This is a genomic window from Butyrivibrio sp. VCD2006 (assembly GCF_000423925.1).
Classification (GTDB): domain Bacteria; phylum Bacillota; class Clostridia; order Lachnospirales; family Lachnospiraceae; genus Butyrivibrio.
In genome coordinates this window covers 23,882-39,729 of sequence record NZ_AUIX01000036.1, presented here as the reverse complement: position 1 = coordinate 39,729, position 15,848 = coordinate 23,882, and the positions used below count along the sequence as shown (strand labels likewise).

General features: G+C 42.0%; 13 protein-coding genes. All 13 read right to left on the bottom strand.

The window, feature by feature from the left end:
- Nucleotides 1–47: 47 nt before the first annotated feature.
- Nucleotides 48–272, bottom strand: a complete 225-nt coding sequence (locus G586_RS0112800) for a hypothetical protein (protein ID WP_026528075.1) — start codon at nucleotides 270–272, stop codon at nucleotides 48–50.
- A 2-nt stretch (nucleotides 273–274) separates the two neighbouring features.
- A complete protein-coding gene (locus tag G586_RS0112795; protein WP_026528074.1) occupies nucleotides 275–754 on the bottom strand; it encodes a DUF3990 domain-containing protein in 480 nt (159 codons plus the stop codon).
- Nucleotides 751–966: a DUF3791 domain-containing protein gene (locus G586_RS0112790; RefSeq protein ID WP_026528073.1), complete on the bottom strand. Its 216-nt coding sequence runs from the start codon at nucleotides 964–966 to the stop codon at nucleotides 751–753. Before G586_RS0112790 ends, G586_RS0112795 begins: the two co-directional genes overlap by 4 nt.
- Nucleotides 967–1,338: 372 nt before the next feature.
- Entirely contained in the window at nucleotides 1,339–2,373 is a 1,035-nt protein-coding gene (locus G586_RS0112785) for an ABC transporter permease (RefSeq protein ID WP_026528072.1), read from the bottom strand.
- Nucleotides 2,370–3,890, bottom strand: a complete 1,521-nt coding sequence (locus G586_RS0112780; protein ID WP_026528071.1) for a sugar ABC transporter ATP-binding protein — start codon at nucleotides 3,888–3,890, stop codon at nucleotides 2,370–2,372. The genes G586_RS0112785 and G586_RS0112780 overlap by 4 nt, the downstream gene beginning before the upstream one ends.
- 48 nt (nucleotides 3,891–3,938) lie before the next feature.
- Nucleotides 3,939–5,054: a substrate-binding domain-containing protein gene (locus G586_RS0112775; RefSeq protein WP_035773259.1), complete on the bottom strand. Its 1,116-nt coding sequence runs from the start codon at nucleotides 5,052–5,054 to the stop codon at nucleotides 3,939–3,941.
- Nucleotides 5,055–5,349: 295 nt separating this feature from the next.
- Nucleotides 5,350–7,593 carry a glycoside hydrolase family 3 N-terminal domain-containing protein gene (locus tag G586_RS23005; protein ID WP_051204785.1) on the bottom strand — a complete coding sequence of 748 codons (2,244 nt, stop codon included), beginning with the start codon at nucleotides 7,591–7,593 and terminating at the stop codon, nucleotides 5,350–5,352.
- 105 nt (nucleotides 7,594–7,698) lie between these two features.
- Nucleotides 7,699–8,730, bottom strand: coding sequence for an alpha/beta hydrolase (locus tag G586_RS25050; RefSeq protein ID WP_196811601.1), 1,032 nt, complete (start codon nucleotides 8,728–8,730; stop codon nucleotides 7,699–7,701).
- A gap of 126 nt (nucleotides 8,731–8,856) precedes the next feature.
- Nucleotides 8,857–10,275: an MFS transporter gene (locus G586_RS0112760; RefSeq protein ID WP_155834158.1), complete on the bottom strand. Its 1,419-nt coding sequence runs from the start codon at nucleotides 10,273–10,275 to the stop codon at nucleotides 8,857–8,859.
- 283 nt (nucleotides 10,276–10,558) lie between these two features.
- Complete coding sequence (locus tag G586_RS0112755; protein ID WP_026528068.1) at nucleotides 10,559–12,970, bottom strand: GH39 family glycosyl hydrolase; 2,412 nt, start codon at nucleotides 12,968–12,970, stop codon at nucleotides 10,559–10,561.
- Nucleotides 12,971–13,093: 123 nt separating this feature from the next.
- Entirely contained in the window at nucleotides 13,094–13,537 is a 444-nt protein-coding gene (locus G586_RS0112750) for a C-glycoside deglycosidase beta subunit domain-containing protein (protein ID WP_026528067.1), read from the bottom strand.
- Between the two features lie 30 nt (nucleotides 13,538–13,567).
- Nucleotides 13,568–14,440 carry a sugar phosphate isomerase/epimerase family protein gene (locus tag G586_RS0112745; protein ID WP_026528066.1) on the bottom strand — a complete coding sequence of 291 codons (873 nt, stop codon included), beginning with the start codon at nucleotides 14,438–14,440 and terminating at the stop codon, nucleotides 13,568–13,570.
- Between the two features lie 76 nt (nucleotides 14,441–14,516).
- On the bottom strand, nucleotides 14,517–15,806 hold the full coding sequence (locus G586_RS0112740; RefSeq protein WP_026528065.1) for a Gfo/Idh/MocA family protein: 1,290 nt from the start codon (nucleotides 15,804–15,806) through the stop codon (nucleotides 14,517–14,519).
- Nucleotides 15,807–15,848 lie beyond the last annotated feature (42 nt).

Sequence of the window (15,848 nt, the reverse complement as noted above, 5' to 3'; positions counted from 1 at the left end):
CAGCAAAATCCCGCCCTTCCAAACCCGGAAAGGCGGGATTTATATAATCATACGAATAACTGGGGTTCAGTTTCTTTTAATATATCACTCAAAACTTTATAGTCGAGATACTGTATATCCTCTCGGCCTTCATGAATCTTATTCGAAAGCTTACTGGAATAATATACTGACATAGCCTCTTCTAATGAAAATCCATTTTGCTCTGCCAGATATTTTATTATCCTCTCTTCAAGATTCTCTTGATATACCTGTTCCAAAGCTTTTTCATCCATACTCATACCTCATAGTAAGAAACATATGAAAGAAGCTGATCTATAGCCTTCTGACTCACAAATGCAATCTGATCATAGGTTTCATATACCTTGATTTCCTTTAATGCTCTTTCTTTGTCCCAGATTCCCTGATGATACATGTCAACGACTCTGAACACCTTGTCATTAGCAACTTTTCCAGAGATAAGATCATACTTAAGATAATCATCCCCACCATCTCTGCAATTACATACAAAATCTATCCATTCGCCCAAATCATCTGTGAAGGTTTTTTCAATAAAGCCTGACTTATCGGTCTTCATCTCATACTCGTTTATTACTCCAACGGGTTTATCATAAAGATCAGCCTTTCTCTTCGCCCACTTTTCAGCCTGCTCCTTAACAGTTGTTACGTAGAACCCCTTACCAAAATCCAAAGCTCTGGATGAATGCAAAACATCCGGAGCCTTAACTACTTCAATTGATCCATGATAAACTTTCATACTTTGATGCCCCTTACTCCCAAGTACTGCACAATGTCATCAATAACAGCATTGGTACTCTGTGTGTGCAATATATCAAAATGAGGAACAAGATATTTATTTATACAGTCTGCTTTTGTAAGTAAAACATACACTTCTGATGGAAGCTTCCCCCACTTATTGGCACATGCGTGTATCATATAAATTACAAATGAAAAAGATTGATCATTCATAGTCCATCCTCTTAAAACTAATGCCTGTGAAAATATTATACAATAGTTCTCTTCGTAATAGTCGTGAATCCCAAAATTTCTTATCTAAACGCTTAAACACATATATCGCTCATCGACGCTGCTGACTTCAACGTCATATCTTTGCTGATTCTTAACTCTCTTTTTGCTTCCAGATACAAGAAAATTGACAATTTCTATGTTCTGAGTTAATCCTTATAAAGATCAAGGATATATGCATTACATCCGTATGCTACCATTACAAAGTATTAAATAATCAAAAGATAAGACAACTCAAAAACCTCCTAAGCAGTTTCGTTATCAAACCAATCTGCTTAGGAGGTTTCTTATCACAAAAGGAATAGGAAATTCTGTTTATTTATCTTTTTTCATCACTGCAAATCTCTCTTTTATCTGAGGTCCTGCTACCTGAATAAGAATAACAAGTATAAGAATTATTCCCTTGACTGCATTGTTGATCAGTGAGTCCATCTTCAGTGCAATGATGATCTTATCGATTACTGTGTAGGAAAGGGATCCAAAGAGGATTCCTATCATCTTGCCCTTACCACCGGACATTGCTATTCCGCCGAGTACTACTGCTGCTATTGCATACATTTCATAGCTGTTTCCTGTTGTGGCAGGGTCTGAGGAGCCGTTCATGCAGATCCAGAGAAAAGCGGCTGCGCCTACCATGATTCCCATTATTACAAAGGTCATTAATTTGATAAGTCTCACATTTATTCCGCTCATAAATGCGCCCTTTTCACTTGAACCAACTGCATATACCTTTTTTCCGAATTTGGTGTCATTTGATATGTAGACAAAAAGAACAGTAATAATAATGAGCACCAGACCAACGATAGGAAATGTAGCAATTTTTCCATTACCGAATCCATACATTGCATCATAGCCACTATAGCTTGAAGTCATCTTATAAACTGAGCTGCCACCGCCAATAAGGTCCTTTGAAATGTGCTGGCAAAAGTACTGTGCAAAGGATCTGTAAATCAGCATGGTTGCCAGTGTAACAATGAAGGAAGGCATTTTTACCACACCAACAAAAAATCCATTTATAAGTCCGAATACCGCGCCCATGATGAGTGAAAAAATAAGTGTCAGCAATACATTTCCACCTGTCATGTTAAAGATCACCACAGAAAAACCGCTTACGAATGCAAGTGTTGATCCCGCAGATAAGTCTATCTCACCCGTTAAGCACACAAGTCCCATGCCAAGGGCTACGATTCCTATAACCGCTGAGTGGCGGAAGATGTTCATTGTAGCACTCCATGTGAAGGCGCTGCTTGTCATGGCATATACCAGAAATATTATTAAAAATACAAATATGAAGCTGTAGTCTCTCCAGACCTTTCCCAGCATATTTGATTTTGTCTTACCTGTGTTCATTGTGTTTCTACCTCGTTCTCTGTTTCAATATTTCCGTTTGCCACTGATCCGGTTGATATCATCATCACAGTATGCTCTTCAATTTCCTCGTGACTGAGCGTTCCCGCAATCTGTCCGTCGTAGAAAACAAGGCATCTGTCAGCAACCTTCTGGAGCTCTTGGATTTCTAATGTATTTACAAGTACTGTCTTTCCTTCATTTGCCAAAGAAAGAATAAGCTTATATATTTCTTCCTTTGCGCCTACATCGATTCCCTGTGTGGGATTATCAAAAAGAAGAATCTCCGCATCGGTATTGAGCCATCTTGCGATAAATACCTTCTGCTGATTTCCTCCGCTTAAGGATACAATTGGAGAATTTCCCGATTCCGCTTTTATATTTAGCTGCTTTTTATATCGCTCGTATTTTCCTGCTTCATCCTTTTTGTTTATATGAAACTTGCAGGCTGAAAGCGTATGCTCAGCAAGATACATATTCTCAATAAGGCTCATATCAGGAATCACTGATGTTTCTTTTCTGTTTGCAGGAAGAAGCCCTATTCCTGCCTTCATTGAGTTATGCACGGAATGCGCTGTAACTTCTTTTCCGTTTACCTTAAGTCTTCCGCTAAAGGGCTTTGTTATCCCGAAAAGACACTGCATAAGTTCACTGCTTCCGCATCCCTGAAGTCCGGTGAAGCCTACGATCTCCCCCTTCTTCACCTTAAAAGAGATGTTTTTAAAGCCTTTTCCACAAAGATCATTCAGCTCTAATACTGTATCCCCGGTCTTCCTCTTTTCATAGCTTCCCTGCTCCCTGGCATGACCAACCATGAGCTTTGTCACTTCCTCAGGAGTTGTGTCAGCAATTTTTCCGCTTCCGATAAACTCTCCGTTTCTGAATACAGTGTATGAATCACAGTATGAAAAAATCTCAGGCATCTTGTGTGAAATGAAAATAAAGGATATTCCCTTTTTCTTAAGGTCACGTACCATTGCAAAGAGATGCTCAACCTCATCATTATTAAGAGATGTTGTAGGTTCATCCAGGATAAGGAGCTTTGCTCCCGTAAGCAGTGATTTACTGATTTCAAGAAGCTGCTTTTCCCCGGTTCTTAAATCAGAAACCATTGCACAAGGGTCCATCTTTATCCCCAGTCTCTCAAAAAGTTCCCTGGACTGTCGGATCATCTCCTTTTTATTCAGCATCCCTAAGGGTCCTGTTATCTCCCTGTTTATGAAAATATTTTCAAATACCTTTAAGTCATTAAAGAGATTTAGTTCCTGGTGAACAAATGCAATTCCCATCTGTTCACTTTTCCTTACAGTGATGTTCTTAGCCTGCTGCCCGTCGAAAACAATGCTGCCGCCATCACAGGGTATTGTGCCCGTAAGAACATTCATAAGTGTTGATTTGCCGGCGCCGTTTTCACCAAGAAGGGCGTGGACCTCACCCTTCGAAACTGTAAGATCCACGCCTTTTAGTACCGGCACACCACTAAAGGACTTTTTAATCCCTTTCATTTCCAGAAGTGCCATAGTTCCTCTTTCCCATTCTGCATTATCTTAAGTGTCGATTTTCCTAAATCAGTTAAAGCCCTTGAAATCAGCAACGTTGTCAGCTGTTACATTCTGGCACTCGATCACGTGATCCTGAGTTACTGTGTTACCATCAAGGCTGTCTACCATATCCTGGATAGCAGTCTGAATCATGCTGGGGCTGTAGGTTACTGACATGATGCCGCCAAGCTGTGCTGTGATATCCTCATAGCTCTCGCCCCTAAGAACACCGTAAAGCTCATCAAGTCCGCCGCAGCCTGTTATTACAGGCTTGTTTCCAAGGAATGCTTCCTTAGCTGAATCATCGATTCCGCCGCCGTTAAGTGCTTCAAGCATACCCATAGCAAGCTCATCATCCTCTGCATAGAACCACTTGATCTCTGTGTTTGAAGCATCGCCCATAAGGGTCTCAAATGCTGACTTCGTATCTGATCTGCTCCAGTTCATTGCACCTGAATATGTGATAGCGGAATCAATCTGATCCTGTGTCCACTTTGCATCGTCAGCGATCTTCTGTCCGTCAAACTCGATCTCACCAAGAAGGTACTCTGTGAAGCCCTGATCTCTTAATGTAGTAACTGATGATGTATCTCCCTCGTATACGTAAACGCTGTCACCGGGCTGCATTCCAAGAGATACGAAATATGCTGCAGAGCCTGCGCCGATACCCTCATTGTCGCCCTTAACATTTGAAACAGCGCTTGCTGAAACGCCATCAATGATTCTGTCAAATGCAACATAAGGAATTCCCTCATCAACAAGCTGCTGGATTGCAGACTGTACTGTATCATCAATAGGCTGAATAACTACTGCGATGTTCTTGTCGCCCTTTGCAATGATGTCCTCGATCTGTGTGATCTGGTATGCAGCATCCTCGCAGGTTATAAGCTCTGCTGAATACTTGCCTTCTCCGTTAACCTCAGAAACCTTCTCCTTTGCAAAAGTAGCAACTGATCCTGTCCAGCCGTGATCCTCAGGTGCTGTTAAAACATAGATATGTGTTGCATCTGCTGAAGCTGTGCTTGTAGCTGAATCTGTTACTGTTGCCTCAGCACTTGCTTTGGAGCCTGCCTCATTTCCGCATGCTGTAAGTGAAAGTGCCATTGTTCCTGCAAGAAGTCCTGCTAAAATTTTCTTTTTCATTTTGATATTCCTCCCAAAATTGATAAATATAATATGTTTTCTACTTGGATTAACGGCGGTATCTATCAAGGATACTGGTTTCCCGACAGATTTCCGTAAGCCGTGTACCTGTTTCATTTGATGTACTTATCTTATAACCGAAGCGGGTCTCGTTCTTTTCTCTCCTACCACTTAGACAGTTAATTTGTTGCAAAGCGCCTCAAAAAAAAATGGTGCTTGCAACAGATGTTAAAACTCCGTTGCAAACACCAAAAACGATGCCTCTTCACACTATTTCTTCAAGGGAAACACATTCTTATTTTTCCATAGGATAATCAGAGAGCCTTTCTACATCATCAAATGATACTCTGATTTCTTTGCAGTTTTCAGTAGCTGAATCACTTCCTGCATATATTCTGAAAAATCCATCCTCTAATAAGTACTTGCCCTGATTGTTCCAGAAGCCCATATTCTTTTTGAAAAGCTTTACCTTCACAGTTTTTTCTTCGCCGGGTTTTAGTGAGACCTTCTCAAAGACCTTTAATTCTTTCACTGGTCTTACTATTGATGCAGCCACATCCTGCATATAGAACTGTACTGTTTCCACTCCTTCTCTTTCTCCGGTATTCTTCACTTTTACGGAAATATCGAGTGCGTCCTTCTCTTCACTTACTTCCGGATCAGAGTACTCAAAGCTTGTATATGAGAGGCCATATCCAAAGGGATAGAGCGCAGTAAACGGAGCATCGAGATATCTTGATGTGAATTTAAAATTGCCCGCAGGTCTTCCGGTGTTTGGATGGTTGTAATAAATCGGGCACTGACCGGTTACTGCAGGGAATGATGATGAAAGTCTTCCCTCGGGATTCTTTTTTCCTGACAAAATATGCGCAATGGCATTTCCCATCTGAATTCCAAGGTGCCACCCCTCAAGTATTACCGGCACATTTTCTGCTTCCCAGGAAAGGGCCAATGGCCTTCCGTTCATTAGAACCAAAACCACAGGTTTACCGGAGGCAATGAGCTTTTCAAGAAGCTTTCTCTGTTTTCCGGGAAGTGTTATATCAGCTCTTGATGCAGCTTCGCCTGACATGGCAACAGTCTCTCCAAGTACTGCAACGATTACATCTCCGTTATTGCAAGCCGCACTTATCTCATCCTCGCTAAGCTCACCCTCAGGACCTCCGCAGGGGTAATATTCCACATTTGAAAATTCCTGCTTCATGCCATCCAAAATGCTTACGCAGTCCTTTTCCTTCCAGCTCATGGCCCAGGCACCTACAACCTCATCCTTTTTTTCTGCAAGTGTTCCCACAAGACTGATTTTTGCATCCTTCTTCAAGGGAAGGATATTTCCCTCATTTTTCAAAAGAACCGCAGACTCCTCAGCCGCCTTAAGTGCAAGGGCCTTATGCTCCTCAGGTATTTCCTCGTATCTCTTCATAGCTTCCTCAGATACATAGGGCTGATCAAAAAGTCCAAGCCACATTTTTACAGAAAGAATCCTTCTGCAGGCATCATCTATTTCTTCTACCAAAACCTTTCCTTCATTAACAAGGCTTTCAAGATTATTTATATAGATCTCCGTGCCCATGTCCATATCAAGACCTGCCACCGCGGACTTTCTTGCAGCATCCTTTTCATCCTCTGCTATGCCGTGAACCACACACTCCTTTATTGCATTTGCGTCGCTGACAACAAAGCCATTAAGTCCCATGCTGTATTTTAGGATGTCACGAAGAACCCACTTATTCACTGTGCTCGGCACTCCGTTCAGATCGTTGAAGGATGCCATAGCTGTCTGAGCGCCTTCTTCCACCGCTGCCTTAAAGGGCACAAGATAATTGTTATATAAGATATGGTTTGCCATGCTTACCGTGTTATAGTCCTTTCCTGCTTCACAGGCTCCGTATCCCACAAAGTGCTTTAAGCATGCTGCCACATAGTTCTCTGTGGATGAGTGGTCGTTCTGAAGCCCCCTGACCTTAGCCCTTGCAAAGGTTGCTCCAAGGTATGGATCCTCACCGGGTCCCTCAGAAACTCTTCCCCATCTTGCATCCCTTGCAACATCAAGCATCGGTGCAAAATGCCAGGCAACACCTGCACTTCTTGATTCCTTAGCCGCCATGGCAGCAGTTTTCTCCATGAGGTCTGTATCAAATGAACCTGCCTCTGCAATTGCTATAGGATAAACCGATCTGAAACCATGGATTACATCAAGGCCGAAAATCAGCGGGATCCCAAGTCTTGTCTCCTCGACCGCAATCCTCTGAAGTTCGTTACACTTCTCCGGATCCTGTACCATAAGAGACCCTACTTTTCCCTCCCTGATGGCATCCTCGTGATAGTCAGTTTCAGCGGTGGCCATGATGTTCTGGAATTCCTCTTTTGATAATCTTCCATCTGTCATCATCTCAATGAGCTGCTCAAAGGGGACATCGAATCCTCCGACTATTGAGACAGACTCCTGATTCATCTGTCCTATTTTTTCTGTAAGTGTCATTTTTGAGAGCAGCTCTTCAACCCTGTTTTTCTGCTCCTTTGTTAAATCTATACCCATAATGTCTTTAACTCCTTATGTTTTATCTACTATCCATCACCTGATATTTTTCAAAATCAAAATGTGCTTCACTATCAGAATCCGCCCAATATCATCAGCAAACAATCAGATATTTGGTATCTTTGAAAGCTTCTCATCAATCTCGTCAAAGCGGTCTATATCAATGCCTCGCTCAGCAAGCAGGTCTCTTAACTTCATTTTACCTAATATTCCCATCATGTCATCGAAGGAAAGCTCCGGACTAAAGGGCTCTATTTTCTTCTTCATTATTTCTATAGTATCCGCTATCACCTTTACAGCCTCGGGGTTACCATAGATTCTGCTGACAGAACAGTCAAGCGACAGCCATGCTTCACCATCATCAGTTAAATGAGCTTTGCAGACAGGCTTAGAAAGTCCTGTTTCATCGAAATCACCCAGTACATCGCGAAGCCATCCTATGCTGTCTGACACCCAGTTCTTTGCCCTTTCGGAAATAAGAGTGCCCTTGGATAAAAGGCTTGAGTCCGCGGTTGAAAAACCATGGGGACCAAAATCGTAAATATGGCACTCATATGAAGTATCAAAACGATTTAAGGCGCTCATCATATCTATAGTATTCTGGATTGGAACTACACTGTCCGTTCTTGTTGCAAATAAAAAGCAGGGCGGTGTTTTCTCATCAACCGAATCCACAATCGAAGGTGCTTCAGTGATCTCATGCGCGGTATCGTCTCGTAAAACAGCATATCCAAGGATTACTGCTGCCGGGCGATTCTTAGCCATCGTTGCCACAGCTCCTGCAAGGTGTCCCCCCGCAGAAAAGCCGATAACTGCTATCTTGTCAGCCATCACTCCCCATTCATCAGCTTTTTCCTTAATGTAATCCATTGCCTGATCATAATCATCTAAGGGATTTGGCCATGCAAAATGTTCACCTGTCGAGTATCTTAAGATGAATGCATCATAGCCTGCCTCAAGATATGGAAATGCAATCGGATCAGCCTCTCTGTCAGAGCAGTACAAATATCCCCCTCCCGGAAGAATGAGTACTGCCGGCCTTTTTGTTACATTTCGGAATTCTCCACCGGTCGCCTGAAGCATAGCGGTTAGCGTCACATTTCTTTTTTCATTGAGTGTTATTGTTTCAATTTTCATAATTATCATTCCTTTCGCCAAAAACGCCGGTATGTATTTAAACATACCGGCGCGATTTTTTATCGTTACCATTAGGTTTTAACTCATGTTGCTTCTTTCTTTACTAAGAAGCTTTACTGGCTAATTTCAAGCCTTCTTTGCTCTTGCATCAAGGTCAGCGTAAATCTTCTCCATCTTCTTGGGTGTAAGATCATAGAAGAGAACTGAGAGACCTGAAATTGCGATTACTGCTGCAGGGAACAGGTTAACAAGAGCGTTGATACCTGTCTTAACTGCCTCAGTCTGCTCTGCGTTAGGAACATAACCGATTGCTGCAAGAAGTGATACTGTTACAACACCTGTAACTGCTGTAGCAAGCTTAACTGAGAAGCTTACAAGTGAGAATGTAAGACCAACCTCACGAACGCCATACTTCCAGTCGCCATACTCGATACTGTCGCACATCATACCGGGAGCAATGTTAGCGTTAGCCATTGTAAGACCGATTATAGCTGAAACACCAATGATAAATGCCATGTTGTTTACAGGAACAAGGAAGAGCAGTACAAGTGCTGCAACCTGTATAAATGTTGTGATGAGCATATAGCCCTTCTTTGAGAATGTCTTTGTTCCCCAAGGAAGTGTCAGATTACCAAGAAGCTGGCAAACTGTCATTGTTGTGAAGATCGGAGCAACCATCATAGGATTACCAACTACATAAAGTACATAGAATGCAAGCATTGACATACGTGCCATGCAGCCCATTGCACCTGCAAATGTTGAAAATACTGTAATCATGATGTTCTTGTTCTTAACGATATAAGGAAGTGCCTCTTTAATCGGCATGGGCTTTACATCTGTTGCCTCAGGTGCAGCCACTTCCTTACATTTCCATGCGCAAAGCAGGCAGCAGGGAATAAGAAGTATTGAGAAAAGAACTGTTGTCAGGAAATATCCCCTTGCAGTAGGTGCCTCGCTGTGTCCAAGGTAAAGAATAAGAGGCATTGCAACAGCTGAAAGGATCATGCTGATAGCGCCTGAACCAATACCACGGCATGAAGCATAGTCCATACGAACCTGTGAATCTCTTGCAATAAGGTTTACAAGTCCCTGATAAGGAATGCAGAGTGCTGTGTAAGCCATACCTGCGCCGATGTAGCAAACCATGCAGACAAGGACCTTCATAATGCCCTGCATCGGAAATACTGTAAATGTCAGTATGTTGAATATTGCAAGGAAAATTGGTGAAAACATAACGTATGGACGAAACTTACCAAAACGTGTTTTTGTCTTGTCACATAAAGCACCCATCATAGGATCGTTTATCGCATCCCAGATACGGGCAACCACAAAGATCAGCGATATTGCGGAAGCAGATAACCCTACGATATCTGTGTAGAAAATTGTCAGATAAGTGTTGATCATATACCAGGAAAGCTGGCAGCCGACCTCACCCATTGCGTAGAAGCCACCGGTAATCCAGTTAGTTTTTTCTTTTTTTGATTCCAGCGAGGGCGCAGCAACAACGTCAACTACAGCCTCATCTGATATAGCATGATTTACCATTTCTATTATTTACCTCCCAGCTACGAAACCTTTTTGAGTCCCGCAAAATATACCTTCATAAAATATAGTTTTGTTCTGTCACCTGTGTTCTAACCCCTTAGACACAGCTTTTTTACGTGCACGTTTGTGATATATATACTTTATCTTTTTCATGCAATCTTCTCTTGCTATAAATTCCACGTTTACATACATCTGTTTCGTATTTTTCGTAAATAAAAATGGACATTGCAACAAATGATAACACTTGTTGCAACGCCCAATTTCAATTGGTAATCATGCACATTTATTCCGCCGGGAATATGTGAACAAGGCACAATTCATGCGGTTCAAGACTCGCCTCTATCGTTATGGAGCGGTCTCCCTCATCAACCGGTGTGCTCTCCAAAGTAAGCTTTGGCACACATATTGATTCCAAATACTTTACATCATTTCTGGTAAGTCTGGTTTCATATTGAAATTTCTCCCATTCATCCAATATACTACCGTGATTTCTATTTAAAATTCTTTTCTTTATATACCATTTATCATTGCCTTTTAGATGTTTTATTGACAATGACATATTAAGGACAGAGCCCCTCGAATATAAGCTTTTCTTCATTTCAGTAAGACCAACATCCTCAGTTCTAAGGAAATATTCCGCCGAAAACCAGGAATCATTGAAAAGCAGAACTCTTATGCTTCCATTGTCGGTTTTCGTGCATATATAATGATCGCCACGAGATAGCAGCTTGTCTCCCAGCGTATTCATAAAAGCCAGTGAGTAATATGCCGGCTTCATGATACTGTCCTTTGTGATAAGTCCTATACTTCCGTTAAGGAGTCCTGTAGAATCCATGTAATTGCTTATCCAATCAGAAGCACACATTATCGAAAGAGCATCAACATGCTCCATGAGCTTTTCAGCCCGCGATGCAATATATGCTGCTCTGAAGCAGCTGTCATTTACATAGTTTCTGTTTGAAATAGAGATATTCCATTCTGTAATAAAAAGTTTACTCTCTCCTATGTCTGTCTGATCCATCAGCTCTCTCATCTTCTTGACCTGACTGATCTCTGTATCAGGATTCTTACTTACCCTCCTGCCATATATTGCTTCATCATTTCCTCTTGGCGTTTCATATGGGAACAAAAGGAAGGATACAAAATCCGGATGCTCTCCCCTCCTTGCAAGGTCTAAGTAGAAGTCTAACAGCATCTCCCAATCCTGATCGACTACTCCGCCAATTCCTCCAACCATAGCTCCGGGGATTTTTCTTTTTACCGCTTTATGAAAGAACTCATAGGCCTCCCCTATAGAGAATGGGTCCTTTTCCCACAGACTGGAAGTCTCGTCATCCAAAATAGGAATATATGATAATTCAAAACACCAGCCTGAAACCTCATTAAGGCCATACCTGTCAACTACATGGTTAATAAAATCCGTAACAGCCTGCTCCCATGCTCTTCTTGAAGCAAAGTAAATATAATCATTCACGTTATATATTTCACCTGAAGCCATGGATGCCATATCGGGTTTTCTACCCAGACTGATGAACACTTTAATATGGCTGTTTACAAGAAAATCCAATGCAATATCAACCATATTGAAATTGCAGGGCTGTCTGCCTGTACCATCAGTAATCATCAGTCTTGTTGAAAACAGGTTCCAGATACGCGCCATCTCAAAATGAAGCTTTTCATGAAGACGCTGCACATGATACTGAGTGTTTGCCCTGGTGAGATCGTTGATACTGCCTATATTGATTATCTTGTTCCAGATTTTAACGTAATCTTCTCCGGGATTTGTATCAAGATCAAAGACCAGTTCACTCGGCTTCTCATGCCTGCCATGAATAGCTGCGTTTTTTTCAAGCTTCTCCCTGATCTGATTGTCAATGATTTCCTTCTCTTCTTTCTCCTTTTTCGCATCATCCTTATGAGCCTCACGGTACTGGGAAGGAGACATGTTCATCTCCTTGCGGAATGCGCGGTTAAAAGAAGTTGAATTGGTAAAGCCGCAGGACAACGCAATCTGAGTCATATTCTGATCAGTTGTTGCCAGAAGGAAAAGCGACTGCTGAAGCCTTAACCTTGTAACATAGTCAGCAAAATAGATTCCTGTGTTTTTCTTAAAAATTCTGGACAGGGTTGATGCTGAAACATACATACTGTCGGCAAGATCTGTCAGATTAACCTCCTGATCAAGATTCGCGATAATATACTGCATCATCTGCTGCATGCGGATGTCGTTATCCGGATTACCCTGAGCCTTATTAAGATTCTCTGTCTGATAATTCTCAATGAGGGTATCAAGAAGTAAATAAAGGCTACTGTCTACGCGGCAGTCAGACTGACGGCCTCCATACAGTAGTTCCTCTGTCATATGATAAAAGATCGTTCTTAAATCCTCATAGGACCTGCTCTTATCAGCCTCGGAATTGCAATAAAAGACAACACTTTTGCCTTTCATTACATTCTGTATCATCTTCATGGAGAAAAGCGCACAGCCGACAATAGCTTCTCCGACCTCTCTGTAGCTGTACTCAACTCCGGGGTTGATCATGATAACATCCCCTTCGCCAAGTGTGTAGCTGTTCTCAAGCACATCAACAGTTATACTGTCCTCCAGCACAAACAGAAATGTCAGGCTCATAATAATGTGCTTTTCATTTTTCTCAGGTCTTATTATTTCATAAGAACATGTATCGTAGTTCATAAGTTCCCTCATTTTGTTAAATAAATAATTAAAATATTTCCCTAAAAAATAATTTTACCATATAAGCACAAAATGCGCTCCGACAAAGAATTCTCTTTATCGAAGCGCATCCTATACTAAGTATTAAACAATGAGCAAATGTCTCTCATTTACATGATGACCAAACTCAGGCATATATACCATAGGCTCTTTATCAGGATCAAGACCATCCTGAATGATCGGCGGCATATATGAAGAAGTCCAACAGAAGCCATACTTAAGATCGTGATAGCCCTGTGCAAGGCCGCCCTTTTTCTTAACCTTGAGAACAGCCGGTGTGGTTGTTGACCAATGTGTATTAAAATCTGAAGCCATTTCTTCGTTGGTGAAATCCTCACCCTTGATATTCCAGATGATATCATCCTTCTCAATTCTCTCACCGTCTACAAAAAGTGTGCCGGGACGGAGCTGTGAAAGGAAGATTCCTCTATAGTAAGGGAGTCTTACCTTGAACTGAAAGCCGGTAACATTTCCCTCTGCGTCTTTAATATTCCTAAATCCAACTGACTGGATTACCTGTTTATCCATTGTGTATCTCCTTCTATACTGATTTGCTAATTAATCTCCGAGCAGATTCTTAAGCAGGATGTGATGTTTTCTAAGTGTCTGACCTACTTCGTAGCCATCATCATACTTATCTGCACCTTCATACTCGCTCAGAAGATATCCTTCATAACCGTTATCCTGTAATACCTTTATTACTTCACGATAAGGAATTGTTGTTTCCTCAAAGTCATCACTCATGTTTATGAACTTTGCATGGCAACAGTAAACATAAGAAAGAAGCGGAATTATATCCTTAGGCTTATTAGGAGTATAGTTCGGATCAACCCACTCACCGGGCTTAAACTCTGTGCGGAAAACCGAGAAATCGATGTTAAGGCCGAAGTTCTTTGTGCCTGTCTCCTTAATAAAATCAACGAAATCTGTTACAAGCTTGCCATTAAGGTTTGAAGGTGTGTGGATTTCGGGACACATTTTTATATCAAGCTCCTCAGCAAGAGGAAGTGCGCCCTTTATTATCTCTCTCCAATTTTCAACGGGCTCAAGCAGATCATTGATAACAGGCATCTTGGTTCTCATTACATGGAAGCCAAGACGGTGAGCAAGACGGATGTCTCTCTTTAACATCTCAACGGACTCCTCTGTAGTAAGATCTCTGTCTCCAAGAACATGGCTGTCGATCCAGTTGCCATATTCTGCGGGAACGACCTCATATTTCTCGCAGAGATGATGCCACTTCTCAACCCATTCATCTGTAGGATAGGGGTAGTTTTCAATATGTGTATTTGCAAGAATTTCAATGCCATGTGCACCCATGTCATAAAGTTCTTCAAAGCAATCCTCAAGTGTCTTGTTAAGTCCGAATTCTGCTGAATAGCTGTAGAGAGCAACACCTCTCTTCGGACCTTTTTTATTATACTGATACATTTTGTAAGTCCTTTCTATTATTGTTCCCTCCCTGAATTCAGGGAGGGAAGTTATATTTTTATCCTATTACCTTCAATTACTCCGGCTTGTACTCATCGAAATCATACTTGATCACGCCGAAAGGTGTCTTCTGCTCACGAAGTGCAACAGACTTTGACATCTTCTTGATCTCATCTGCTGTTACGCTGCGTCCGAGCTCGTTTGAAAGCATAACACCCTCTGAAAGGAATGCTGTCTGCATAGCGATGTAAGGTGAATCAATTCTTGTCTCATCTGTAAGCTCGCCGCGAAGGTATGAATACCACTGAAGCTGGTTGTCGTTGTACTTCTCCATCTCAGGATTAAGTGCAAGCTCCTGCATACCTGTAACATCACTGATAGCGCACTCAAGCTTTGTATCGAAGAGACGACCCTTTTCATCAACACCGAAATGCTGAAGTCTGGGCTTCTGAAGTTCTCCGCCACCTACGATCTGTCCGCCTTCCGGAACAGCCATGGGGCCACCTGTCTGGTCAACATCTGTAAACTTAAGACCGCCGAGTGAACCTGCAATAAAGCTTGTGCCGATCTCATCCATGTGGATAGCCCAGTCTTCATAGATATCCATTGAAAGGCCATTCTTAAAGCGCACAAGTGCAACTGAAAGATCCTCAACAGGTGTGTGGCAATCTACAGCATCATCTATTCTCTTATCTCTCCAGTAATCACAGGTTGTGGTTCCGTATACGCTCTCAAGCTCAGGCATTCCCATAACATAGAGCATCTGTGCGATGTGATAGATACCGAGGTCAAAAAGAGGTCCGTGTACGCCTACGTTAGGATCTACGAAGTCACGGCTAAAGAAAGGCATATCATAGCCGGGACGTCCCTGACGTCTGTGTCCTACTGATCTGCAGTGGTAAACCTTACCAAGCTTGCCCTCAGCGATCATCTCCTTAGCGATACGTGTCTGAGGATTGTAGATGGAGCTGATCTGGATAGCGAGCTTCTGACCATACTTCTTCTGTGCATCATAGAGAATCTTTGCATCAGCATAGCTTGCTGCCATAGGCTTCTCTGAGTAGCAGGGGAAGCCTGCTGCCATAACTGCTGTTGCAACAGATGTATGAAGGTTGTTGTGAACACAAACTTCAACCTCATCGATATCATCTCTCTTGAGCATCTCTCTGAAGTCCTCATAGAGGCAATCCTCTGAAAGACCATACTGCTTACCCCAAGCCATGAGCTTGTCCTTATCGATTTCTGCAGCAGCTACTACGCGAAGATTCTGTCCTCTCTTGTTGAGGTTCTTGATTACTGTCATGTGACGATGTGAGATCATTCCACATCCGATGATTGCTATTCTTATTTCCTTAGGTGTATTCATTGTTTTTCTCTCCTTAAATCTAAATCTATTTGTTATTACTCA